Annotated in this window: 18 protein-coding genes, 1 pseudogene and 1 riboswitch; of the genes and pseudogenes, 10 read left to right on the plus strand and 9 right to left on the minus strand. The window is 71.9% G+C overall.

What is annotated here, in order from left to right:
- From ACLQ24_RS00845 to ACLQ24_RS00855, 3 genes are all read right to left on the minus strand, one after another.
- Nucleotides 1-1,363 (minus strand): DEAD/DEAH box helicase (locus ACLQ24_RS00845; RefSeq protein ID WP_425888484.1); only part of this gene is annotated, 1,363 nt, incomplete at its 3' end.
- A 308-nt stretch (nt 1,364-1,671) separates the two neighbouring features.
- Entirely contained in the window at nt 1,672-3,744 is a 2,073-nt protein-coding gene (locus ACLQ24_RS00850) for a hypothetical protein (RefSeq protein WP_425888463.1), read from the minus strand.
- A gap of 112 nt (nt 3,745-3,856) precedes the next feature.
- Nucleotides 3,857-5,401, minus strand: a complete 1,545-nt coding sequence (locus ACLQ24_RS00855) for a C40 family peptidase (RefSeq protein WP_425888464.1) — start codon at nt 5,399-5,401, stop codon at nt 3,857-3,859.
- Between the two features lie 237 nt (nt 5,402-5,638).
- Here ACLQ24_RS00855 and mqnE point away from each other — a divergent pair, with 237 nt between their 5' ends.
- From mqnE to ACLQ24_RS00875, 4 genes are all read left to right on the plus strand, one after another.
- A complete protein-coding gene (mqnE, locus tag ACLQ24_RS00860; RefSeq protein ID WP_425888465.1) occupies nt 5,639-6,808 on the plus strand; it encodes an aminofutalosine synthase MqnE in 1,170 nt (389 codons plus the stop codon).
- A 23-nt stretch (nt 6,809-6,831) separates the two neighbouring features.
- On the plus strand, nt 6,832-7,269 hold the full coding sequence (locus ACLQ24_RS00865) for a hypothetical protein (RefSeq protein ID WP_425888466.1): 438 nt from the start codon (nt 6,832-6,834) through the stop codon (nt 7,267-7,269).
- Nucleotides 7,270-7,306: 37 nt separating this feature from the next.
- Complete coding sequence (locus ACLQ24_RS00870) at nt 7,307-7,675, plus strand: DUF4229 domain-containing protein (protein WP_425888467.1); 369 nt, start codon at nt 7,307-7,309, stop codon at nt 7,673-7,675.
- Between the two features lie 314 nt (nt 7,676-7,989).
- A complete protein-coding gene (locus ACLQ24_RS00875) occupies nt 7,990-8,235 on the plus strand; it encodes a hypothetical protein (RefSeq protein ID WP_425888468.1) in 246 nt (81 codons plus the stop codon).
- Between the two features lie 106 nt (nt 8,236-8,341).
- Here ACLQ24_RS00875 and ACLQ24_RS00880 read toward each other — a convergent pair whose 3' ends face one another.
- Nucleotides 8,342-9,679, minus strand: a complete 1,338-nt coding sequence (locus ACLQ24_RS00880) for a C39 family peptidase (protein WP_425888469.1) — start codon at nt 9,677-9,679, stop codon at nt 8,342-8,344.
- A 110-nt stretch (nt 9,680-9,789) separates the two neighbouring features.
- Here ACLQ24_RS00880 and ACLQ24_RS00885 point away from each other — a divergent pair.
- From ACLQ24_RS00885 to ACLQ24_RS00900, 4 genes and pseudogenes are all read left to right on the plus strand, one after another.
- Nucleotides 9,790-10,148: pseudogene (locus tag ACLQ24_RS00885) on the plus strand (zinc carboxypeptidase); the annotation flags it as partial.
- Nucleotides 10,149-10,510: 362 nt separating this feature from the next.
- A riboswitch (cobalamin riboswitch) is annotated at nt 10,511-10,575 on the plus strand.
- 108 nt (nt 10,576-10,683) lie between these two features.
- Nucleotides 10,684-11,613, plus strand: coding sequence for an ABC transporter substrate-binding protein (locus ACLQ24_RS00890; RefSeq protein ID WP_425888470.1), 930 nt, complete (start codon nt 10,684-10,686; stop codon nt 11,611-11,613).
- Nucleotides 11,614-11,761: 148 nt separating this feature from the next.
- Nucleotides 11,762-12,826 carry a FecCD family ABC transporter permease gene (locus ACLQ24_RS00895; RefSeq protein ID WP_425888485.1) on the plus strand — a complete coding sequence of 355 codons (1,065 nt, stop codon included), beginning with the start codon at nt 11,762-11,764 and terminating at the stop codon, nt 12,824-12,826.
- Nucleotides 12,823-13,617: an ABC transporter ATP-binding protein gene (locus tag ACLQ24_RS00900; RefSeq protein WP_425888471.1), complete on the plus strand. Its 795-nt coding sequence runs from the start codon at nt 12,823-12,825 to the stop codon at nt 13,615-13,617. Before ACLQ24_RS00895 ends, ACLQ24_RS00900 begins: the two co-directional genes overlap by 4 nt.
- A 25-nt stretch (nt 13,618-13,642) precedes the next feature.
- Here the strand turns inward: ACLQ24_RS00900 and ACLQ24_RS00905 are convergent, their stop codons facing one another.
- The 3 genes from ACLQ24_RS00905 to ACLQ24_RS00915 form a co-directional block, all read right to left on the minus strand.
- A complete protein-coding gene (locus ACLQ24_RS00905) occupies nt 13,643-14,407 on the minus strand; it encodes a VOC family protein (RefSeq protein WP_425888486.1) in 765 nt (254 codons plus the stop codon).
- A gap of 788 nt (nt 14,408-15,195) precedes the next feature.
- Complete coding sequence (locus tag ACLQ24_RS00910) at nt 15,196-17,370, minus strand: HelD family protein (RefSeq protein ID WP_425888472.1); 2,175 nt, start codon at nt 17,368-17,370, stop codon at nt 15,196-15,198.
- 440 nt (nt 17,371-17,810) lie between these two features.
- A complete protein-coding gene (locus ACLQ24_RS00915) occupies nt 17,811-19,061 on the minus strand; it encodes a DUF222 domain-containing protein (protein WP_425888473.1) in 1,251 nt (416 codons plus the stop codon).
- Between the two features lie 148 nt (nt 19,062-19,209).
- Here ACLQ24_RS00915 and ACLQ24_RS00920 point away from each other — a divergent pair, with 148 nt between their 5' ends.
- Nucleotides 19,210-20,061 carry a menaquinone biosynthetic enzyme MqnA/MqnD family protein gene (locus ACLQ24_RS00920; protein WP_425888474.1) on the plus strand — a complete coding sequence of 284 codons (852 nt, stop codon included), beginning with the start codon at nt 19,210-19,212 and terminating at the stop codon, nt 20,059-20,061.
- Between the two features lie 116 nt (nt 20,062-20,177).
- Here ACLQ24_RS00920 and ACLQ24_RS00925 read toward each other — a convergent pair whose 3' ends face one another.
- Both ACLQ24_RS00925 and ACLQ24_RS00930 read right to left on the minus strand, forming a co-directional pair.
- Nucleotides 20,178-21,134, minus strand: coding sequence for a hypothetical protein (locus ACLQ24_RS00925; RefSeq protein ID WP_425888475.1), 957 nt, complete (start codon nt 21,132-21,134; stop codon nt 20,178-20,180).
- Complete coding sequence (locus ACLQ24_RS00930; RefSeq protein WP_425888476.1) at nt 21,134-22,126, minus strand: hypothetical protein; 993 nt, start codon at nt 22,124-22,126, stop codon at nt 21,134-21,136. Before ACLQ24_RS00930 ends, ACLQ24_RS00925 begins: the two co-directional genes overlap by 1 nt.
- Nucleotides 22,127-22,497: 371 nt before the next feature.
- Between ACLQ24_RS00930 and paaA the strand changes: the two genes are divergently transcribed.
- Nucleotides 22,498-23,577, plus strand: a complete 1,080-nt coding sequence (gene paaA, locus ACLQ24_RS00935) for a 1,2-phenylacetyl-CoA epoxidase subunit PaaA (RefSeq protein WP_425888477.1) — start codon at nt 22,498-22,500, stop codon at nt 23,575-23,577.
- The last annotated feature ends 69 nt before the right edge of the window (nt 23,578-23,646 follow it).

Below are 23,646 nucleotides of genomic sequence, written 5' to 3' on the forward strand. Positions count from 1 at the left end.
CGTGCGGGCGGTCGCCGTAGCGCCGCTCGCCGGTGGGCCGGTCGCTGTACCTACGCTCACCCTGCGGCCGGTCGCCGTAGCGGCGCTCGCCGGTCGGGCGGTCACCGAACCGGCGCGGGCCGCCGGAGCGGTCGTCGAACCGTCGCCCGCCGCCGGAGCGGTCACCGAAGCCGCGGGGCTCCGCCTCGACGCGAACCGGGACGCCGCTGGGCTCGCGGGCGCCGATCAGCTCCGCCAGCACCGGGTCGCCGACCCGGACGCGGGTCTCGGCCGGTGCCACGCCGGCTTTCTCCATCATCGCGAGGGTGGTGCGGCGCTGCTTGGGCAGCACCAGCGTGGCGACCGCGCCGGACTCGCCCGCCCGGGCCGTGCGACCAGCACGGTGCAGGTAGTCCTTCGGGTCCTTCGGCGGGTCGACGTGCAGCACCAGGGTGACGCCGTCGACGTGGATGCCCCGGGCCGCCACATCCGTGGCGACCAGGACGTTCATCCGACCCTCGCGGAACTCGGCCAGGGTCTTGGTCCGCATCCGCTGGGTCTTGCCGCCGTGCAGCCCGCCGGCCCGTACGCCGACCGCGGCCAGTTGCTCGACCAGCCGGTCGACGCCCATCTGGGTACGCGCGAAGACCATGGTCCGCCCGTCCCGAGCCGCGATCGAGGCGGCCACCGGGAACTTGTCGTGCGGCGGGATCAGCAGCATGTGGTGGTCCATAGTGGACACCGACGCGGTCGACGGCGCGGTGGAGTGGGTCACCGGGTCGTTCATGAAGCGCTTGACCAGCGTGTCGACGTCGCCGTCGAGAGTGGCGGAGAAGAGCAGCCGCTGACTGCCGGCCGGCGTCTTCGCCAGCAGCTCGGTCACCTCGGGCAGGAAGCCCATGTCGGCCATCTGGTCGGCCTCGTCGAGCACCGTCACCTCGACGTCGTCGAGCTGGCAGACGCCGCGCTCGATCAGGTCGCCGAGCCGGCCCGGGGTCGCCACGATGATCTCCACGCCGCGCCGGAGCGCGTCGATCTGACGGTCGTACGGGACGCCACCGACGGCGGTCTTCAGGAACACGTTGAGCGACTTGCCCAACGGCAGGAGCGCGTCGTTGACCTGCATGGCCAGCTCGCGGGTCGGTACGAGGACCAGGGCGCGCGGTCGCAGGGGACGCGCCGGACGCCCGGCAGCGACCCGGGCCAGCAGGGGGAGGCCGAAGGCGAGGGTCTTACCCGACCCGGTCTGCCCACGGCCGAGCACGTCCCGGCCGGCGAGGGCGTCCGGAACGGTTGCCTGCTGGATCGGGAAGGGGGTGGCGATGCCCTGTCGGGCCAACGCGCGAACCAGCGGCTCGGGCAGGCCCAGATCGGCGAAGCCGATCGACTCGGCGGTCTCGGCCGGGACGACGTCGGACGTCTGGGGGCCGTCGATCGCCGCCGGAGCGGAATCGGAAACGGACGGAACGGTGCTGTGGTCAGCAGAGGTGGTCAACAAATGCCTTTCGAGCGGGGCGCATCTTCGCGATGGCCTGCCGCGGCTGTGCCGCCGGATCGCCCGCAAGATCGCCCATGGGCGCGCACCGGGCGCGCCAGGTCAGTGATCTCGACCAGTGTACGGCGGTTCGGCGCAGCCGCCAGTCGGTTGACCGACCGTAGTGGGCGGACTCACCATCGCACCCGGTCGACGGATCAGCCGTTGAGCACGCTGCCCATCAGACCGTCCAGGGCATTGTTGGCGAGTAGGACGACCAGCACGCCGATCCCGATCAGAAGCCCCAACGCGGCGATCAGGACGATCACCACGCGGGTGTTCCGGGATCTTTCGGCCGGGGTGTCCGCCCAGCCCTGGGCGAGGATGTGCCCGGTCAGCGAGCCGGAATTCTCCATCGCCGCGTTGGCCGGCAGAGCGATCGTGGTGAAACCCGGCCCGTCGCCGCCGGCATAGACGGTGCCCGCCAGATTGGTGCCACCAGCACGGGTGCCGGGCACCGTGTTCCGTCGTTCGGGACCGCCGGGTGGTGTGGTCGTCCGCTGGTCCGCACCGCCGGTCAGTGGGGTGGTGGTGGACGGGGGCCAGCTCGGCAGCGCGGGCGCGGGCACCACCGGAGGGGCGGACACCGGCGTTCCGGTCCAGGCGCTGCCCGGCCCCGGCGGTGCGACATCCGACGTCCGCTGTGTGGCGGTCGGGGCAGAGGAGGACGCGCCGGTGGTTCGCTGTGCCGCGTCCGTCGCGGACGGCCAACCAGCCGGCGGTGCCGAGACCGGCGTGGCGGTCCGTCCCTGCGGGGCGGACGACGTGCCGCGGGCGTACCCGTGGGAGTCGGCCCGCATCGGCGGCGTGGCGGTCCATCCGGCGGAGTTGGCCGGCGGCGCGGAGACCGACGCGGTGGCCCGTACGCCCGGCGTGCCGATCGTCGCCGGAGGCGGCGGGAACGGTGGTGCCGGCATCGGGCCGGGCGGCGGCGGTGGCGCGGGCACCGGCGGGCCGGGCGGCGGCATCGGCGGCCCGGGGACGGGCGGCGTCGGGGGACCGGGGAAGGGCGGCAGCGGCGACGGTGGTGGCACGGGCGGCCCGGGAACGGGTGGCACCGGGTCCGGTGGCGGCGTGGGGAAGGGGCCCGGCGTCGGCGCCGGACCGGGCGGGTACGGCCCCGGGCTCGGCGCGGGCTCCGGCTCGCCCGGCCCGGGCGGCGTCGGTTCCGGGGTCGGCGGCGCGGGTGGTTGCGCCGGCTCCGGAGGCTGTGCCGGATCGGGCGGTTCGGGACTCACCGGTCCCGCCCGGTAGACGGCCGACGTGCTCGCCCGGGACTCCGGCGTGGCCTCGTCGCCGGCCGCGACCCGGCTGCTGCCGGGCACCGTGGCACTGGCTCGCGCCGAGGCCGTGGCGCTGGTCGAGGCCGGAGCGGTGGCGCAGGCCGGAGCGGTGGCGCTGGCCGGAGCGGTGGCGCTGGTCGGAGCGGTGGCGCTGGTCGGAGTGGTGGCGGTGGCCGGAGTGGTGGCGGTGGCCGGAGCTGTGGCGGTGGCCGGAGCGGTGGCGGTGGCCGGCACCGAGGCGGTGGCGCGCGCCGCGGCGGTCGAGGCGTCGGCCGGTGCTGTGGCGGTCGAGCCGTCCCGCTGTGCGGGCAGCGTGCTGGCCGAGCCGGTCGCGCGGTAGGTGGTCGCGGTGGCCGGAGCGCTCGCTGGAAGACCATCGGGGCGTGCCCGGGCTGTCACGACGCTGGCCCGCGCCCGCACCGGGGCCGCGGTCGAGTCAGCGACGGCGTCCTCCGGCTGCGCGGCGTCCGCCCCGCGGCCGTGCATGATGGTGGAGTCGCCAGCGGCGTCGTGGGTACCCGTGGCCTTTCCATCCGGCGCGGCGGCCGCAGCGCCGACGTCCCCGTCCAGTACGGCGGGGTTGTCGTCCCGGGCGGCAGCGTTCCTGTCGAGTTCGGCACCGTCGGCGTGCGTGTGCAGCGCGGTGGCATCGGCTGTCGGCGTGGAGGCGGGCTCGTCCGGCGTGGAGGCGGCCTCGTCCAGCGCGAGGGCGGCATCGTCCGGCGCGGCGTTGGTGGGGGCGGTGTGCAGCGCGGTGTCGGTGGGCGCGGTGTCCGGCGCGGCGGCGTCGGGTGGCGCGGTGTCCGTGCCGAATTGTGTAGCGCCGGGGGCGCCGGCCGCCGGGCCGGTATCGGCGTCGGTCTCCGAATTCGAGGTCGTCAGCCTCGGCGGGTCGGCCCGGTCGACGTCGAGGTCGACACCCTCCGCCGGATCTTTCTGCTCGGCCATCTCCGCCCTCCGCGCCACGCTCGCACCCGGTCCGTGACATCGGACCGGGTGTGCCTGGTTGTCACCGTGCCACAGATCGTCCCAGGCGGACAGCCGGAGCCCGGGTGGGGGATCAGCGTCCCGCGCTCGGACTGTCGCTGGTCGTCCCGTTCCGGCTGGTGGACGGCGTGGTCGCCGCAGACGCCGACGCGCTGGCCGGTGCCGTGGTCGGCGGCGTCGGCAGCGTCGTCGGCGTGCTGGTCGGGCTGCCCGTCGGAGTCGGCGTGGCGCCGCCGGTCGGCTTCGGCGTGCCGGTGGGCGTCGGCGTACCCGTGCCCGTCGGCGGCGGCGTCGGCTTCGTGGTCGGCTTGCCGGTGGGGCTCGGCTTGGGGGTGGGCGTCGGCTTCGCGGGCGGCGTCGGCTTGGTGGTGGCGGGGGGCGACGCGGGCGGAAGGGGCACGTTCGGGGTGGGCACCGCGCCGATCACCCGGGTCACGGCGTAGAGCCGGGACCAGCCGACCACCGAGATCTTGACCACGTCACCGGTGGTAGGCGCCTGCACCATCTTGCCGTTGCCGATGTACATGGCGACGTGGTGGATCGTGGTCCAGCTGCTGCCGGAGGCGAAGAACAGCAGGTCGCCGGGGAGCGCCTCGGTGGGTCGCACGGTGCGGGCCCGGGTGGCGGCGTACTGGTCGCGGGAGACCCGGGGTAGGTCGAAGTAGTCGGCGCCCGGGGACCGGTACGCGGCCCACATCAGGCCCGAACAGTCGAACCGGTCCGGACCCTCCTCGGACCACTTGTAGGGGTCACCGAGTTGGGCGAGCGCGTACCGGACGGCGGCCAGCGCCCGCGGGTGCGCGGACATCCCGTTGCTGCTCTGGCCGGCGACGTAGCCCGATCCGAACTGCTGCTCGGCGGCCTCCTGCTGACGTTCGAGCGCGATCAGCTGGGTGGCATTGTCCTTGCGGAGCTTGAGCAGGCTGGCCTCGGCGGTCTGCAGCGCCTTCTCGCCGGTGGTGAACTCCGCCTCGGCGGCGTCGACAGCGGCCTTGGCCGCCGCGTGTGCCTGGTAGGCGGACTGCTCGGTGGCGCGGGCCCGAGCCAGCTCGCCGGTCACGGCGGTGCTGGCGCCCTCGACCTTCTCGCCTCGGTTGATCCGCTGGAGCCGGCTCAACCCCTGGATGTCGTCGACGAAGTCACCCGGAGGCAGGGCGGCGGCGGCCTTGACCGCGTCCGAGGCGGCGGCGTCGGCTGCCTGCTGGGCACGGAGGAGGGCGTCCTGCGTGGTCGCCAGCACCTTGCCGGCCGCGACGAGCTGCGCCTGCGCGTCGGTCCGTTTCTGACGGATCAGCAGCAGTTGGTCGCCGAGCAGGCCGACCTGGCTCTCGGCGGCGGCGATCTGGGCGGCCAGCGGGCCGCTGCCGAGGTTGACCGCCGGCGGTGTCGGGAGGCCGGCGACGGGCGGGCTGCCGGGCACCTGCGGGGCGCCGATCGCCGGCGGGCGTGCGCCGGTGTCCGGCACCGTCGCGGGCACGGCCGGGTCGGCGTACGCGGGAGTGGCCAGTACCGCAGCGGCGATTGCGCCGAGCAGGGCGGCCCAGAGCTTCGGGTGCAGCACCGGCGAGATCACCGGGCTCCGTCGTCGCTGCCGTCGCCCGCGCCCGCTGTCGACCATTCCGCTCCCCGTCCGGTGCTCGTCGCCGCGCTCGGTGGGCGCGACCGTCGGGACGGTACCAGTGTGTGAGTTCCGCCCCACCTTGTCTTACCGCACGGCAGCAGTGATGTCGATGCATCGGCGGGTTACGGGAGGCTGAGCGTCCGGTGAAGTGGGTCGCTGTCGCCGACCGTGCCGCCGGGGCAACCGGAGGGTCGACGTACCCTCGGGAGGGACCGCAGGTGGAAGGGACGTGCCATGGACGCCGGACTCAAGCGTGAGCTCGAAGCGAAGGTGTACGCCGGTGAGCGGCTGACCCGGGAGGACGGCATCGCCCTCTACGACAGCGACGACCTGACCTGGTTGGGGCGGCTGGCGCACCACAAGCGCACCGAGCTGAACGGTGAGCGGGTGATGTTCAACGTCAACCGGCACCTCAACCTGACGAACGTCTGCTCGGCGTCCTGTGCGTACTGCTCGTTCCAGCGCAAGCCGGGCGAGAAGGACGCGTACACGATGCGCATCGACGAGGCGGTCCGCAAGGCCAAGGAGATGGAGGATGAGCAGCTCACCGAGCTGCACATCGTCAACGGTCTGCATCCGACGCTGCCCTGGCGTTACTACCCGAAGGTGCTGCGCGAGCTGAAGGCCGCCCTGCCGAACGTCAAGCTCAAGTGCTTCACCGCGACCGAGGTGCAGTGGTTCGAGAAGATCAGCGGCCTGAGCGCCGACGAGATCCTCGACGAGCTGATGGACGCCGGCCTGGAGTCGCTGACCGGTGGCGGCGCGGAGATCTTCGACTGGGAGGTCCGGCAGCACATCGTCGACCACGACTGCCACTGGGAGGACTGGTCGCGCATCCACGCCCTGGCGCACAGCAAGGGCATGAAGACCCCGGCGACCATGCTGTACGGCCACATCGAGGAGCCCCGGCACCGCGTCGACCACGTGCTACGCCTGCGGGAGTTGCAGGACGAGACCGGCGGTTTCGCGGTCTTCATCCCGCTGCGCTACCAGCACGACTTCGTGGACTCGGCGGACGGCAAGATCCGTAACCGGATCCAGGCGCGGACCACGATGGCCTCGCCGGCCGAGTCGCTGAAGACGTTCGCGGTGTCCCGGCTGCTCTTCGACAACGTGCCGCACCTGAAGAACTTCTGGGTGATGCACGGCCTCTCGGTGGCCCAGCTCTCGCTGAACTTCGGCGTGGACGACCTGGACGGCTCGGTGGTCGAATACAAGATCACCCACGACGCCGACTCGTACGGCACCCCGAACACGATGCACCGGGATGACCTACTGCACCTGATCTGGGACGCCGGTTTCCAGCCGGTCGAGCGGGACACCCGCTACAACGTCGTCCGGGAGTACGACAAGGCGCCGTCGTTGGCCGAGCGCCGCGCCGAGCCGCAGCAGGTCTGGGCCTGAGGCACCACGTACCCTCGCAGTCGATGACCGAGCAACGTGGTGCCGAGCAGCAGGGCGGCTTTCCCCGGCGGGACGCCGAGGGGCGCGTCCGTACGCTGGGCGACCTGCTCGGGGTGTGCCTGGCGGGCCTGGTCATCGGCGTGCTGGCGCTCGTGCTGTTCGAGTGGGCGTTCTCCTCGTTCGGCGCCGGCGACTTCGGGCACACCAACGGTTGGCTGGCGGTGATCCTGCCGGCCTGGCTGTTCTGGGACGACTTCCGGGCCTGGGAGTTCGGTGCGGCCCGGGTGGTGGCGGCGCTCGTCGCGGCGGCTGTCGGGGTGCTCGTGGGGCTGCTGGTCGCCGGCCTGGGCGCCGGGTTGCCGCCGCTGCTGTCCGGCGCGTTGGCGGCGACGGCGTTCACGGTGGCGTACGCGACGATCTGGTTCCCCGGCGTCCGCTGGCTGGCCCGCCGGACCGGCTGAATGACCCGCCCACGGGCGCGGAGAACGGAGAGCAGACGTGAGCGCGGCGCTGAAGTACACGCTGGGCCGGATCGGGCTGTTCGTCGCCGTACTGGCGGCGCTCTGGCTGGTCGACGTGGACGTCTTCCTGAAGCTGATCCTGGCGCTGGCGTTCTCCGCCGCGCTCTCCTTCTTCCTGCTGCGTGGGTGGCGTGACGAGATGGCCCAGGAGATGGCCGAGGCCACGGAACGGCGTAAGGCGGAGAAGGAACGCCTCCGCGCAGCCCTGGCCGGTGAGGACCAGCAGTCCGGCGAGGACAAGCAGTCCGGCGAGGGTGAGCAGTCCGGTGAGGACAAGCAGTCCGGCGAGGGTGAGCAGTCCGGCGAGGACAAGCAGTCCGGTGAGGGTGAGCGGCGGCAGCCGTAAGGCCCGCGGACGCGCACTGCCCGAGACCTGTCGAAACGGGGCAGCGGGACCGGCTTCCTGCCGCTAGGGTCTCCGGCCGTGGAAATTTTCAACAAGATCAACGACTGGCGGGCCAAGGTGTTCGTCTGGCTCGGCCTGCCCGTCATCGCCGGCATCGGGTTGATGCTGGGCGTTGGTGATCTCGACCGGCGTGGCAGGCCAAGGGCGGCGGCGGCACGACGGGCACCTTCACGGCCGTCTCCGAGGAGTGCTCCCGCCGAAACTGCACCTGGCACGGCGACTTCGCGGCCGACGACGGCGCCAAGCGGACGGACGTGATCCTCTACGACGCCCCGGACACCCTGTCGACGGGAGAGACGGCCCCGGCGCGCGACACGGGCGCGCGCAAGGGCGTCTTCTCCACCGCCGGGGGTTCCACCTGGCTGCTCGTCACCGGGCTCACCCTCGCCGGTGTGGTGGCCGGGGTCGCCTGGGTGATCTTCATCGTCTGGACGGTCCGCCGTCGCCGCGCCCGACGGGCCGAGAACGAAGCGTTCACCGAGGCGGTCGACCAGCGGTAAGGCCCCCGGAGAACGAGCGTTGATCATGAGGTTATTGCCTCGACACGCCGGGTGGTCGGGCAATAACTTCATGATCAACGGCGTTCGGCTCAACCGGGTGGGCGGCCTACCAGTTGGTGGAGCCGGGGACCTTGGGCCAGGGCTTCGTCGTCGGCTTGATCAGGTAGGCGATGCCGCCGGAGCCGCCGGACACTCCGCCGCTGGCGTTGGTGCGTTTGGTACGCAGCCAGATCCGCTCGAACTGCGCGCGCTTGTAGACGTTGCGTACGACGTCGTTGCTGGACGAGGCGGGGTCGTTGACGATCACGTCGCCGTCGGCGGTGAAGCCGACCACCACGAAGAGGTGTCCGAAGGTGCCGTAGTTCGCTCCGTCCAGCTCGCTGGACAGGAACGACTGGCTGGTCACCACGGGGATGCCGGCGGCGATGAAGCGTTCCAGTTCGTCCAGTGAGTGCAGCCGGGTAACGCGCCCCTCCAGGCCGGGGAAGCTGGCCGCGTACGCGGTGTTGAACGGCCAGTTGCCCGCGCCGTCGTACGCGTAGTCGAAGGTCATCCGGGCGGCGTGGTTGACGGTCGGGTCGGGGTAGGTCGGGTCCACCCAGGAGGTGTCCGCGGCCGACGGCTTGCGTCCCCAGTACTCGACGACCATCTCGGTGGAGGTGGGCGAGCACCAGGCCTCACCGCCGCCGTCGTACTCGGGGTAGTGCCCCTTGTGGACGTTCTGCGAGTAGCGCGGCACCGGCAGTTCGACGCCCCAGGCGATGTGCCCGGCGCTGGGCTGCACGGTGAACCGGTCCGGCACGGTGGAACTCATCGCGCCGAGCATCCGCACCACCGGGGCGGCGGTCTGCCCGGGGGCCCGGTAGAGGGTCAGTCGTAGCTGGTACGACCGCAGCAGCACCCCGGCGTCGGCGTCGTCGATGCTGAATGTGTCGGTCCAGATCGTCGACCAGGGGTCACCCTGCTTGTTGACGCTGGTCCGCCTGATGTCGGTGTCGCCGGAGGCCCAGCGGCCCAGGACGTACCAGGGGGTCTGGTCGCCGTTGGTGTAGCCGCCCTGCATCTCCACCTGGATCCAGGTGCCGGCGGGGGTCTCCGCGTTCCAGGAGGCGATCAGCTCGGTGGCGTCGAACCCGATCCGGGTCACGGGTGAGGTCCAGGTGCCGTACTCCCAGGCGCGGGTGACGCCGGTGTGCGGGTCGGCGTACTCGGTGGTGCCGGTCGGGCGGGCCAGGGTGACGCCGGCGCGTGGGCCGGGCACGACGCGGGTGCCGGCCTGGCGGCCGTGGTGCCAGTCGGCGGGCCCGGACCAGTCCTGGAAGGTGATCTGCTCGTCGTGGGCGGGGGCGGACGGCCGGGCCGCCGCGGCGGGGGCCGTGGTGGCGAGCAGGGTGAGCGCGCTGACGCCGGCGAGGGCGGCCGCGTGCAGGCGGGAGGGGGCCATGGGTGCTCCGCGGTGTCGAGTGGGGGCATCGTCGCTGGTCAGTTTTCCGCTTGGAGGGAAGTTTCGCCAGATGTTCAGCGATAGAAAATCATTGCCGCAGCGATGGTCGACCTGGGATGGCCGCCGAGTCGGCCGCCACCGGCTACCGGGTGCTCGGGCCCCGGACCCTCGCCGACCGCAACGCGGTGGCCCGCACCGGGGCCGACATCGACTACTCCGAACACGGCTCCTGCACATCTCGGCCACCGCCGGCGAGGCCGCCGCCATCGGCAAGCTCGGCTTTCGGCTGGAGTCGCTCGCCCCGCCGCCCAACGCCGAGCACGGCGCCGGCGAGGTGGGCACGCTGGCGTTCCCGCCCGCCGGCTCCAACTACCACGACTACGTGGAACTGGCCGCCGTCGTGAACCAGGTGGTCGCCGACCACCCGGCGATCGCCGGCAAGATCAGCATCGGTTCGTCGTACGAGGGCCCGCCCAGACCGCCCGCAACCGTGAGGCCGTTCTCATGCTCAGCGAGTACGCGGACTGCCCGTACCGGGCCATCGGTAAGCAGTCGCAGTACTGCGGCGGCGGTGGTGGCACCACGGTCTGGTCGGACACCTTCGAGACTGGTGGAGGCGGCTGTGGACAACGTCACCATCCCGGCCTCCTGATCGGGTGGTGGGGCCCCGTACCGCCCCTGCGGGGCCCCACCACCCGCTCCCGAGCCTCCTGATCCGGGGCAAATGCCCTGCACGTCACGCTTTGTCGATCGACCGGCGCTGACCGGTCGTTGATCGCTATGGCACGTCCCGGCGGTGCGCTACCGTCTTATCGACCACTCCGCAGCGAAGCCGGTGTGAAACCGGCGCTGTCCCGCAACTGTGATGCCCCGCCCGACGGCGGGGACGAGCCAGGTCGCCTGCGGAGGGGTCGCGACACGCGCTCTCGAGGAAGGGCGCCTCGTGGGCGGGCGTACGAGTCCTGTCGGCGAAGCACCACACTCCTCGACCGACAGGAGGCCCCATGTTCAGACGTACCCCTCGGCTCTTCGCCGCGACCCTCGCGGTCGCCGCGCTCGCCCTCGGCGCCTGCGCCGAGAAGACCGACGACAAGCCGGCCGCCGGCACCGCGGCCGCCAGCTACCCGGTGACGGTCGGCGCGCTCACCCTGGACAAGCGTCCCGAGAAGATCGTGTCGCTGTCGCCCACCGCCACCGAGATGCTCTTCGCGATCGGCGCGGGCCCGCAGGTGAGCGCGGTCGACGACCAGTCCAACTTCCCGGCCGACGCGCCCAAGAGCGACCTGTCCGGCTTCCAGCCGAACGCCGAGGCGATCGCCGGTAAGAACCCCGACCTGGTGGTGCTCTCCAACGACACCAACAAGATCGTCGACCAGCTCGGCAAGCTGAAGATCCCGGTGTACCTGACGCCGGCGGCCAGCACGCTTGACGACTCGTACCGGCAGATCACCGACCTGGGCAGCCTGACCGGGCACGCCGACCAGGCCGCCGACGTCGCCAAGCGGATGAAGGACGACATCGCCAAACTGGTCAAGGATCTCCCGCAGCGCACCGAGAAGCTCACCTACTACCACGAGTTGGGCCCGGAGCTGTACAGCGCGACCAGCAAGACCTTCATCGGCTCGATCTACGGCCTCGTCGGCCTGACGAACATCGCCGACCCGGCCGACGCCGACGGCAAGAACGGCGGCTACCCGCAGCTCTCGCAGGAGGTCATCGTCAAGGCCAACCCGGACTTCGTCTTCCTGGCCGACTCCAAGTGCTGCCAGCAGAACGCCGACTCGGTCAGGGCCCGCAGCGGTTGGTCCGGGCTCACCGCCGTGAAGAACAACCAGGTCGTCGCGCTGGACGACGACATCGCCTCCCGCTGGGGCCCGCGGGTCGTGGACCTGCTTCGAGTCATCATCGACGCGGTCGCCAAGGTGCCCGCGTGACCGACGTCCGTCGGTGACCGGACCGGCTCCGGTGGCCACCCCGACACCCGACACCCCGCCGGCCGGGACGAGATCCTCGTCCCGGCCGGCCGGGCTGCCCGCGGCCGCGCGCCGGCCCGGCGGTCCGGCCCCGCGCCAGCCCGGTGAGCTGCCCTCGGCGGCATCCCGGCCCGCCGGGCTGCGTAAGCGCTGGCTCGTCGCCGGTGTTGTCGCGGTGCTCGTCGCGCTCGTCGCCGGGGTGTCGCTCGGACCGGTCAGCCTGCCACCGGGCAGCGTCGCCGCCGAGCTGCTCAACCTGATCCCCGGGGTGCACCTCGACAATGGACTGTCCGAGCGGGAAATCGCCATCGTCACCGAACTGCGGCTGCCCCGGGTCGTGCTGGGCCTGCTCGTCGGCGGGCTGCTCGCTCTCGCCGGTGGTTGCTACCAGGGCGTCTTCCGCAATCCGCTGGCCGACCCGTACCTGCTCGGCGTCGCCGCCGGCGCGGGCCTCGCGGTCACCGCGGTGATCGCCCTCGGCGGCGTCGGTCGGCAGGGCGCGATCTCCGGGTTGCCGTTGACCATCCCGCTGGCCGCGTTCGTCGGCTCGCTGCTCGCCGTGACAATGACGTACCTGCTCGGGGCGGCCGGCGGTCGGGGCCGGTCACCAGCGATGCTGATCCTGGCCGGGGTGGCGGTCTCCGCCTTCCTCTCCGCCGGGCAGACCTACCTGCTGCAACGGCACTCGGACAGCATCCAGCCCGTCTACTCCTGGCTGCTCGGCCGGCTGGCCACCGCCGGCTGGCACGACGTGCTGCTGGTGCTGCCGTACGCGGCCCTCACCACCGTGGTGGTGCTGCTGCACCGCCGCGAGCTGGACGTCCTCGCGGTCGGCGACGACGAGGCGAAGAGCCTCGGGCTGCACCCGCAGCGCTCCCGCTACCTGCTGATCGCCGCCGCGTCGCTGGGCACCGCTGCGGCGGTCTCGGCGACCGGTCTCATCGGCTTCGTCGGCATCATCGTGCCGCACACCGTCCGGCTGCTCGCCGGGTCGAGCTACCGGGTGATCCTGCCGCTGTCGCTGCTGTTCGGCGGCGCTTTTCTGGCCCTGACCGACGTGGTCGCCCGTACCGCCGCCGCCCCGGCCGAGGTGCCCATCGGCGTGGTCACCGCCCTGCTCGGCGGCCCGTTCTTCGTCCTCGTGCTGCGGACCGCCCGACGGGTGCTCACGTGAGCCCGCCGCCCGGGACACCCGCCGTCGAGGTGCGCGGGTTGCATGTCGACCTCGACGGCACGCCGATCCTCACCGGCGTCGACCTCACCGTCGCCGTCGGCGAGTGGGTCACCGTGATCGGCCCGAACGGCGCCGGCAAGTCGACCCTGCTGCGCGCCGTCGGCGGCCTGCTGCCCGCGCCGGACGCCATCTCCCTGTTCGGTACGCCGAGCACCGCGCTCCGCCGCCGCGAACGCGCCCGGGTGGTGGCGACGGTGACGCAGTCCCCGGTCGTGCCGCCCGGCATGTCGGTCCTGGACTACGTGCTGCTCGGCCGGACCCCGTACATCCCGCCGCTCGGTCGTGAGTCGGCCGCCGACGTGGCCGCCGTCCACGACGTGCTGGACCGCCTGGACCTCACCGGCTTCCACCGCCGCGAGCTGGCCACCCTGTCCGGGGGTGAGCGACAGCGGGTCTTCCTCGCCCGGGCGCTCGCACAGGGCGCGACGCTGCTGCTGCTCGACGAGCCGACCAGCGCGCTGGACATCGGCCACCAGCAGGAGGTCCTGGAGCTGGTCGACCAGTTGCGCCGAGCCCATGGCCTGACGGTGCTCGCCACCATGCACGACCTCTCCCTCGCCGGCGAGTACGCCGACCGGATGGTCATGCTCGCCGACGGTCGGGTGGTGGCGGCCGGGACACCGCACGAGGTGCTGACCGAACGTCTCCTCGCCACCCACTACCGGGCGAGCGTCCGCGTCGTCCCCGGCACCAACGGCCCCCTGGTGGTCCCCGTCCGCCCTGGCCCGTAACTCGGGCGCGGCATGGGCTGTCGGGTCAGGGGCCCAGGTCGATGACCGAGAAGAGGGCGCCCTGGGGGTCGCGGAGGGCGGCGAACCGGCCGGTCGGGATGTCGCGGGGTGGCACCAGGATCGTCCCGCCCAGTTCGGAGGCGCGGGCGGCGGCGGCGTCCGCGTCGGTCACCGCGAAGTACACCGTCCAGTACGCCGGCAGGTCGGCCGGGAAGTCGTCGGCGAGCGGCGGCATCATCCCGGCGACGATCCGCGCGCCGAGCCGCCACCCGGTGTATGTCATGCCGCCGACCGGCTGTTCGTCCGGCTGCCAGCCGAACACCAGCTCGTAGAAGACCTTCGCGCCCTCCGGATCGGGGGTGACCAGCTCGTTCCAGCTCATCGCCCCGGGTGTGTTGAACACCTCGGCGCCGGGCATCGCCAGCGGTTGCCAGACGCTGAACGTCGCGCCCGCCGGATCGGCGAACACGGCCATCCAGCCCCGGTCGAAGACCTCGAACGGGGGTACGACGACCTGCCCGCCGGCCCGCTCGACCCGTCCGGCGGCCAGTTTCGCGTCGTCGGTCGCGATGTACGTGGACCAGATCGGCACCTGGTCTTCGATGGCGGGCGGGCCGACACCGGCCACCGGGCGGCCGTCCAGCAGGAAGACGGTGTAGCCACCCGCCTCGGGCTCCGGTGTCACCCGTCCGGTCCAGCCGAACAGTTCGGGGTAGAAGCGCCGCGCGTCGGTCAGGTCCGGGGTGGCCAGGTCGGCCCAGCACGGCGTGCCTGGCGGGACGGTGCTCACGTCAAGACCCCTCTCGGCCGGCGGCCACCTGGCGGGCCCCCTGCGGGAATCCTGGCACCGTCTCGCTGTGGCACGGGGCGGAAACGGACGAATCGTCAGCTGAACCGGCGACCCTCGTCCCGCCGGTACGCCCAGGCGGCGAGCGAGGCGAGGAGCACGATCCAGACGGCGAGCATGATCATCGCCAGCGGTTCGACCCGGTAGTCGCCGACCGCCGACCACATCAGTTCGGCCGCGCCCCGGGTCGGCAGGAACGGCGCGATCGTCTCGATGAACCCGGGCGCGTCGCCCGGAGCGCAGCCCGCCGCCGAACGCGAGCGGCAGGAAGACGACCTGCGCCACCACGATCGCCGCCTTGCTGGGCAGCGAGTAGCCGATGGCGAGGCCCATCAGCGTGAACGGCACCGAGATGACGGCCACGGTGACGGCGGTCAGCAGGAACGCCATCGGCGTGACCCGGGCTGGAGTCAGCGTCGCGCCGATCACCACGACCGGGATCAGCGACAGGTACGTCAGCGCGAGGCCGGCCAGCACGCGGCCCGCGAACCGGGGCGCGGGTCCGGCCGGCAGAGTCCGGGTGTACGGGTTCCACGGCTGGTCGCGGTCCTCGGCGACGCCGACGCCGTACTGGAAGATGTTGGCGCTCAGCACCGAGAAGGTGATCATCGACGCGGTGGCGAAGGTCGCGCCGACCGTCCCCCGGGACGCGTCCGACGCCGGGGCAGGTGCGACAGACGTCGACCGTGCCCCAGGACGCGTCCGACGCCCGGGCATCTGCGACAGGCGACCTACAGCGGCACTGTCGCCAGCGGTGTGGCCTGTGGCACGGTCGGCAGCGGCGCGGGCAGCGGTGCACTGTGCAGCACCGACAACCGGGACACCGCGCGGGTGAGCACCACGTACAGCCGGTGCAGCCCGCGCGGCTCGGCCGCGACGATCGCGGCCGGCTCGACCACCACCACATGGTCGTACTCCAGGCCCTTGACCAGCGTCGCGGGCACCACCGTGACCCGCTGGGCGGCCGTGACGTCGTCGGCGGTCGCGGTGGCGACGCCGGCGGCGGCCAGCGCCGCGCGCAGCCCGTCGACCGCGTCGTCCGCGGCGATCACGCCGACCGAGCCGTCGTGCGCGAGCGCCGCGCGCACCTCGGCCACCGTCGCGGTGGTCAGATCGGCCACGGTACGCACATCCAGACCGCCGTCGTGCCGCAGCGACTCTGCCGGGGGTACGTCCACCGCGAGCGCCGGCAGCAGCAGGTTGGCGAACGCGACCACCGCGGCGGGCACCCGGAAACCGACGGTCAGCGGAACCACCACGGCGTCCGGCTTGCCCAGGTGCGTCAGGGACTCCCGCCAGTCGGTCGCCGCCCACGGCGCGGTGCCCTGCGCGAGGTCACCGAGCAACGTGACCGAGCCGTGCTCACTGCGGCGGGCGATGGCCCGACACTGCATGGGGGACAGGTCCTGCGCCTCGTCCACCACGACGTGCCCGAACCCGGAGGGCCGCTCCAACAGCCCCGCCGCCTCGTCGACGAGCACTGCGTCGGCGGCGGTCCAGCGGGTGACCTTCGGGGTACGGGCCGGCTTCGCCCAAACCAGCAGCTCCTGCTCGGCGTCGCTGAGCAGCCCGTCCGCGGCGGCGGCCAGCCGGGCCGGGTCGGAGAGCAGGCCGTGCACCAGCCCCTCCGGGGTGAGCGCTGGCCAGACCGCGTCCAGGAAGTCCACCACCGGCCGGCACCGTCCCATCCGGCGCAGCCACGCGTCGCCGGGCGACTCGGCCCGCCGTGCCTCGGCCTGCCGTTGCAGCAGACTCACCACCCGTGCCCTGACCCGCTCCCGGCCGGTGCCGTACGGCAGTCCCTCACGTCGGGTCTCCTCGACGATCCGGTGCAGGGGCTCCAGCCCGATCCGCCACCGGAACGAGCCGTCGGAGACGGTGATCGAGTCGGTCGGCGTACCGATCCGGGACTGCACCGCCCGGTGGAGCACCGTCGCCATCCGCGCGTCGTGCTTCAGCACGGCGGCAGCCGGCGACTCCACCGCCCGGACCGGCGCCCGCGAAATCAGCTCCTCCACGGTGGCCTGCTCCACCTCGACCTCGCCGAGGGCCGGCAGCACCGCCGCGATGTACGACAGGAATGCCCTGTTCGGGCCCACGATCAGCACACCCGCCCGGCGCAGGCGCTCCCGGTGCAGGTAGAGCAGGTACGCGGCGCGGTGCAGGCCGACCGCCGTCTTGCCCGTGCCCGGCGCCCCCTGCACGCAGATCGAGTCCGCCAGGTCGGCCCGGACCAGCTCGTCCTGCTCCGGCTGGATGGTCGCGACGATGTCGCGCATCGGCCCGACGCGCGGTCGCTCGATCTCGGCCGTGAGGATCCGACTGGCCGTGCCAAGCTCCTCGCCCCGGTCCAGCCGCTCATCCTCGAAACTGGTCAACACCCCGTTGCTGAACCCGAACCGCCGCCGCACCGCGACCCCCTGCGGGTCGCGCGCACTGGCCCGGTAGAACGAGCGGGAGACCGGTGCCCGCCAGTCCAGCACCAGCGGCTCACCGAGCTCGTCAGTGACGTGCCGCCGCCCGACGTGATACCGCCGCCCGTCATGATCGCTGCTGCTGCTGCTGCTGCTGCTGCTGCTGCCGCTGCCGCTGCCGCTGCCGCTGGTCGTGTGCCTGCTGGCGGGTTCCTCGTCGTGCGGGGTGCCGCCGAATTCGAGGCGGCCGAAGAACAGTGGAGTGGTGGGATCGTCGGCCAGCTCGGCGACCCGGCGGGACAGGGTACGGCCGAGCATCTCCGCCGCGTAGGGGTCGCCGGCGACCTGGTCACCGGTGGAGAAGAGGGCTTCGGCCCGCTCCCGCATCCGGCGCAGGGCCGCGCGCGAGGTGGCGAGGTGGGCTCGTTCGGCGGTGAGATCCGTGTCGAGATCATCCGTACCGCGCTGGGTGTCGAGGTCAGGTGCGGGCATGCTGACGTCCCATCGTTCACATCTGCTGCTCGCTCGCGTTTCCGGGGTCGGATGGCCGACCTCCCGGCGCGGCGACGTCCGTTCCGGTGCAGCTCACCTCGGCCGTCAAGCGGGCTGCAACCTTACGCCTTTCCGGTCACCCCTTCCACCGAATTACCGAAGCAACCACTCGGACGAGTCGGCGCGTCCTTCAGCACGAGTGGGCTAGCCGCGCGGCTGGCAGTCATGCCTCTGAGCCATGCGGCTGCCACACCGCTGGTGCCGCTGCGTACCTGGGCGCTGCTCATGGGGGGACCGCCGGGCGGAGCCCTGGCGTCGGTAGCGCGCGCGGGGCACGGAGCAGCGATCTTGGGTGCGGTAGCTGCTGTGGGCGCTGAGCGGGTCTGCGACGCGGGTTTTGCGTCGCCTCGGTGACGGGTGGCGGGACGAACTGCTTGTGCTCAGCAGCGCCGGTGATAGAGGTTGCGCCGTGGGGTGCGCGCGGGGTCCAGCCAGGCGGGCGGGAGGAATTCGGGCTGGCCGTCCGACGCGATGCGGACGATCCAGTCGCCCTGGTGCAGGACTCGGTGGTGGTGCCCGCAGAGCAGGACCGCGTTGCCCAGGGTCGTCGTGCCTCCATCAGCCCAGTGGCGCACATGGTGGCCGTCGCACCATCGGGTTGGCCGGTCGCAGCCGGGGAAGGCGCAGCCGCCGTCGCGTAGCACCAACGCGCGCCGCAGGGGGCCGGTGAAGAGCCGTCGCTGACGCCCGATGTCCAGGATCTGGCTGTTGCCGTTCAAGACTGCCGGGAGCACGGCGGCGTCGCAGGCGAGGCGGCGGACCGCGCCCGGCGTGAGACGTGCCCCGGTCTCCAGGGTGCCCGCGCCTACACCGTTGACCAGCGCGTCGAGCGACATGGTGACGACCAGTTGTGGGCGGTCTCCACCGTTGTGGGGCAGGTGGCCGGTGCGCAGTGTCAGCCGACAGATCTCACCCAGTGCGTCGGCTCTGCGCTGGCCGGGACTGCGGTCGTCGTGCTCGCCGGTTGGGGCGCAGAGCGGATCGATGGCCTCGCGCAGCAGGCTCGCGGTCTCGGTGTCGAGGTTTCCGGTGAGGCGTACCTGACCGTCATTCGGCTCGGAGAGCGTGACGTGCCGGCGGGCCTCGGCCCGCTGGGCGGCCCGGTTGAGGGCGGCCAGCTCCGCTCGGTCGGCGAGGTCGGGCGCGACGTGCGCGAGGACGCGTTCGCCGAGGCGACGAAGAATGGTCGGGTCGAACCGGTCGGCCCAGGTGACCAGCAGTTCGGTGGCCTTGTCCGTCGCTTCCGGACCGGCCTCGGCGGGAAGGGCCGCGATCGTCTCCGCTACCACCCGGCCCTGCTCCACGGTGAGGTTGCCGTCGAGCAGGGCGGCGCGGACCGTCGGCGGCGCCGCGTCGATGGTGGCGGCGAGCTCGACCAACTGGCGGGCCGATCGCCCGGACAGCCGAAGCCGATCCCGCAACCAGACGGCGGTGGACGATGCTCCCTGAGCGACGGCGAGACCACGACCGTCGAGCTCGCGAACGAGGGCGAGCTGAACGGTCGCCAGACGCTGCGCCAGCGCGTGCGTCGCGTCCAACGATGCGAGCAGTTCGTCGTCGGAAAGGGCCCACAACGCGGCATCGGCGCAGTCGTCGACGCCGCCACCCGCCTGCGCCAACGCCCTCAACATGGATAGAGAATAGAACACGTGTACGACACTTTCCGTTGCGGGAGATCCGACCAGCGGAGTGCCGGCGAGCGGGTGGGGCGGATGCGGGGTTGGCCACTCGGAGCCGGCCCGCCGGGCCGTATCCGGAGGCCGGGGATACGGTCGGGTCATGGTTGAGCGCGTCGCACGCCCGCGGGTCGGGCACATCCAGTTCCTGAACTGCCTGCCGATCTACTGGGGTCTGATGCGCTCGGGCAGCCTGCTCGACGTGGACCTGCACAAGGACTCGCCGGATCGGCTGAGCGCGGCGCTGGTGGCCGGCGACCTCGACATCGGTCCCATCACGTTGATGGAGTACCTCAAGCACACCGACGAGCTGCTCCTCCTGCCGGACCTGGCGGTGGGCAGCGACGGGCCGGTGCTCTCGGTCAACATGGTCTCCACCCGACCTCTCGCCGAGCTGGACGGCGCCCGGGTGGCACTCGGCTCGACGTCGCGGACCGGGGTGATGCTGGCGCAGTTGCTGCTCGCCGAGCGGTACGGCGTGCGGCCCGAGTACTTCCGCTGCCCTCCGGACCTGACCCAGATGTTGCTGGAGGCCGACGCCGGGGTGTTGATCGGGGACGTGGCGCTGCGGGCCTACCACGAGGCGCCATTGCGGGGCCTCACCGTGACCGACCTCGGACAGGCGTGGCGGGAATGGAGCGGGCTGCCGATGGTCTTCGCCGTCTGGGCCGTTCGCCGAGACTTCGCTGCCGCACACCCGGGCCTGGTCAAGGAGGTGCACGAGGCGTTCCTACGCTCGCGCGACCTCTGTCTCTCCGAGCTGGATCAGGTCGCCGAGGCGGCGGCGCGCTGGGAGGCGTTCGACGCCGCGACGCTGGCGACGTACTTCCGGATCCTGGACTTTTCGCTCGGTGAGCGGCAGGTCGCCGGGCTGCGGGAGTTCGCCCGGCGGGTCGCCGCGTTCGGCGAGGTCCCGGCGCTACCGGACGGCGGGCCCGAGTTCTTCGCCGGCTGACCCGCCGCTGGCCTCGGAGGACGCTGCCGGGGCTCAGTGGACGCGGCTGGCCTCGCGGAGGACGCCGCTGGGCCCTGAGGGGCAGAGCAGCGTGCTGACGTCGAAGGACAGCCGGGTCAGGTGCCGGGCCGGAGCAGGGCCTCGGTGATCTTCTGGCAGTTCTTCATGCCGTAGTCGTAGCCCAGGTCGATCGGGTACCTGACCATCACGCCCATCGTCCAGGTGTCGCCGATGGCCAGGCAGTTGATGTGCATCTCCTGCTCCTCGGTCCGGTCGATCCACCCGTTCTTGATGGCGATCTGCTTCTGCTGCGCGGCCGGGAACGCCTTGCGGATACCGAAGTCGCCGGCGCCCCGGACCAGCTTCATCTCGTTGAGCAGCCACTTGGTCCACTTCGGCCCAGCGGCGGTGCCGGTGGCGATGCAGTTGCCCAGCCGTGCGGTGTCGCGGGGGGAGAGCGCGGTGCGGGACCAACCCTTGTCGGGGGCGACGCTGCTGTCGGTCAGCTTGCACGTGGAGATCAGACGCCGGATCGAGGCGTCCCGGCCGACCGAGTTGTAGAACTGCTGGGCCCGGGTGTTGTCGCTGTCCCGGATGATGAGGGTCGCGTCGGCGAGCTTCGCGTCGCTCGGTGTCTGGCCGGCCTCGGCGGCGCGACGCAGGTAGTCGGCGACGATCCAGGACTTGATCAACGAGGCGGTGGTGTTGGTCTCGCCCATGTTCTTCGAACCGATGATCTTTCCGGTCCGGCGGTCGAGGACGCTCCAGGAGTACCAGCCCTCGATGTCGAGGTCGAGGTCCTTGGCCTGGAACGGCAGCGGCGCCAGCGAAGGGCTGGGGCTGGGCGGTGCCGGATGACGGGCGCTGCGGTCGGTGGCCGCGCCGGTGGACCGGTCGCCGGTCGTCGCCTCGGAGTCACCCCACTTGGCGGCGGCGGCCGACTCGAACGGCGACCCGGGCAGCAGGCGTAGCGACACCAGCACCAGCCCGATGAGGATGACCGCGACGGCGATCAGGCGCAGCGGCGAGGTCTCGCCCCTGCCGTTGCGGTCGGCCCGCCGGTTGCCGGCCATCAGAGCTTCCCGACCGGCTGCTGCGGCACCTTCAGGGCAGCGCCCGGCTGCGGGGTGACCAGTTGGGCGGCCACGCTGGCGCAGACCTGCGCGCCGTAGTCCAGCCCTTGCTTGATCGGGTAGCGCAGCATCACCGCGAGACTCCATTTGCCGTTGACCGCGAGGCAGTTGACGTGCCATTTTCCGTCGCTGTTGATCGGTGTCCAGCCGTTCTTGATGCTGACCGGGCCCTGAGCGGTGATCGACTTGGGCAGGCCGTCGATGATCCCCCAGCGGCCACCGCCGTAATCTGGCTTCTGGTCCTTCTTGGCGGTGGTGCCGCGGACCTGGCTCATCTGTTCCAGCACCCACTTGGTCCATTTCGGGCCGGCGGCCTTGCCGTCGGCGATGCAGTCGCCAACCCGCGCGGCGTCGCGCGGGGACATCCGTGTGTAGCTCCAGTAGCCGGTGTAGGGCTCGACGTTGCCGCGCTTGGTGTCGGTCAGGCCGCAGATCCTGATCGCCCGCTGGATCACCGGGTCGGGGATGCTGCTCTTCGACGGCTTGTAGGACCCACCCGCGGCGGCATGGACCTTGTCGGCCGTGCCGTCGTTGCTGTCGATGATGGCGAGCCGGGCCGACTCCTGCAGCGCGGGTGGCGGCTCCCTGTCCCCGATCTGGCGCAGGTAGTCGGAGACGATCCACGCTTTGATCATCGATTCGGTGGAGCTGGTCGAGGTCATGTTCGACGATCCGGAGATCTTGCCGCTCCGCCGATCCAGCAGTGACCACGAGAAAAAATCGCCCTTGAAGGCCACCGAAACACGGCCTGCGGCCAGCGTGGGGGGTGGCGGCGGGGCCGGCGCGGACGCGGGCGCGGACGCGGCGACATTGACGGCGCCGCCAGCGCCAGCGCCACCGCCGCTCTCGTCGGTGGAGAGCCGGGGGACCAGTAGGACGCCACCGAGTATTACCGCCACGACGGCGAACACCATGGTCACGCGAGATCGCATGAGTTGGTGAGCTCCAGATGTCAGGGCCGGGGGGACCGGCTTCGTTGTCCGGGGCGACCGGTGCGCGCGCCGAGGCCGGGGCGGTGGCCTCTGTGGAGCCGGCGTGGGGGCAGCCGATCGGGTGACCGGCAAAAGTCTACGTCCGGACGGGTTGGGCGCCAGAGTTCGACACCAGGGCAACGTGCGAAATCGGGAGAAAATCCCGGCAGTACGCGTCTTTTGGGGGATTTTAGGCCTATTTTCGTGAGCTATGTCATAGAGGCGGCGGTCGCGATGTGTAGCGACGATCCACCCATCGGTGACGGAACGTCGTTCGGGTTTCTTGTTACACCCCCTAGTGCATCAGGGTGCAAGCTGTAACACTTGTCCTCATGTATGGCAACGACTTCTCCGCCCCTGGCGACGCACCGGACGACGCGCCCGGCGCGGGCCTGCTCGGTGAGGTCGAGGCGGCCGAGGCCGAGCTGCGGGCCGCCGCCGCTCGTGAGCGCCGCGGCGGCCCGGCATCGGACGAGGACCTGGCGGCCTACTTCACCGAGGTGGTCGACGCGGAGCAGAAGATCGAACCGCGCGACTGGATGCCCGAGGCGTACCGCCGGACGCTGATCCGACAGATCGCCCAGCACGCCCACTCCGAGATCATCGGCATGCAGCCCGAGGGCAACTGGATCAGCCGGGCCCCCTCGCTCAAGCGCAAGGCCATCCTGCTGGCCAAGGTGCAGGACGAGGCGGGCCACGGCCTCTACCTCTACGCCGCCGCCGAGACCCTCGGCATCAGCCGCCATAAGCTGGTCCAGCTGCTGCTGGACGGCAAGCAGAAGTACAGCTCGATCTTCAACTACCCCACCTTGACCTGGGCCGACGTGGGCGCGATCGGCTGGCTGGTGGACGGCGCGGCGATCGTCAACCAGGTGCCGCTGTGCCGGTGCTCGTACGGGCCGTACGCCCGGGCGATGATCCGGGTCTGCAAGGAGGAGTCGTTCCACCAGCGCCAGGGCTACGAGATCCTGCACACCCTCGCGCACGGCACACCGGCGCAGAAGGCCATGGCCCAGGATGCGGTCGACCGCTGGTGGTACCCGTCGCTGGCCATGTTCGGTCCGCCGGACGGCGACTCCACCCACTCCACCCAGTCGATGGCCTGGAAGATCAAGCGCTTCTCGAACGACGACCTGCGCCAGCGCTTCGTCGACATGTGCGTCGGGCAGGCGGAGATCCTCGGGCTGCGCATCCCCGACGACGACCTGCGCTGGAACGAGGAGCGGCGGGCGTACGACTACAGCCAGCCGGACTACGACGAGCTGATGCAGGTGATCTCCGGCGACGGGCCGTGCAACCGGGAGCGGATGGCGCACCGCCGGGCCGCTCACGCCGAGGGCGCGTGGGTACGTGAGGCCGCCACGGCGTACGCCGCCAAGCAGGTCGACACCAGGGAGAAGGTGGCCGCGTGAGTTGCCCTGTGTCAAGCCGCCGCAAGTTGATCTTGTCTGATCAGCTGTTGGAGGGCTCTGTGGTGGTCT

It is taken from the genome of Micromonospora sp. DT4 (assembly GCF_049841675.1).
In the GTDB taxonomy this organism is placed as follows: domain Bacteria; phylum Actinomycetota; class Actinomycetes; order Mycobacteriales; family Micromonosporaceae; genus Micromonospora.

Bases quoted from the DNA above. Each gene is read 5' to 3' on its own strand.
- ACLQ24_RS00855 (WP_425888464.1), bottom strand. From the start codon at position 5,401: ATGGTCGACAGCGGGCGCGGGCGACGGCAGCGACGACGGAGCCCGGTG.
- ACLQ24_RS00910 (WP_425888472.1), bottom strand. From the start codon at position 17,370: ATGCCCGCACCTGACCTCGACACCCAGCGCGGTACGGATGATCTCGAC.
- ACLQ24_RS00880 (WP_425888469.1), bottom strand. From the start codon at position 9,679: ATGGCCCCCTCCCGCCTGCACGCGGCCGCCCTCGCCGGCGTCAGCGCG.
- ACLQ24_RS00865 (WP_425888466.1), top strand. From the start codon at position 6,832: ATGACCGAGCAACGTGGTGCCGAGCAGCAGGGCGGCTTTCCCCGGCGG.
- paaA (WP_425888477.1), top strand. From the start codon at position 22,498: ATGTATGGCAACGACTTCTCCGCCCCTGGCGACGCACCGGACGACGCG.
- ACLQ24_RS00850 (WP_425888463.1), bottom strand. From the start codon at position 3,744: ATGGCCGAGCAGAAAGATCCGGCGGAGGGTGTCGACCTCGACGTCGAC.
- ACLQ24_RS00925 (WP_425888475.1), bottom strand. From the start codon at position 21,134: ATGGCCGGCAACCGGCGGGCCGACCGCAACGGCAGGGGCGAGACCTCG.
- ACLQ24_RS00890 (WP_425888470.1), top strand. From the start codon at position 10,684: ATGTTCAGACGTACCCCTCGGCTCTTCGCCGCGACCCTCGCGGTCGCC.
- ACLQ24_RS00930 (WP_425888476.1), bottom strand. From the start codon at position 22,126: ATGCGATCTCGCGTGACCATGGTGTTCGCCGTCGTGGCGGTAATACTC.
- ACLQ24_RS00920 (WP_425888474.1), top strand. From the start codon at position 19,210: ATGGTTGAGCGCGTCGCACGCCCGCGGGTCGGGCACATCCAGTTCCTG.
- mqnE (WP_425888465.1), top strand. From the start codon at position 5,639: ATGGACGCCGGACTCAAGCGTGAGCTCGAAGCGAAGGTGTACGCCGGT.
- ACLQ24_RS00915 (WP_425888473.1), bottom strand. From the start codon at position 19,061: ATGTTGAGGGCGTTGGCGCAGGCGGGTGGCGGCGTCGACGACTGCGCC.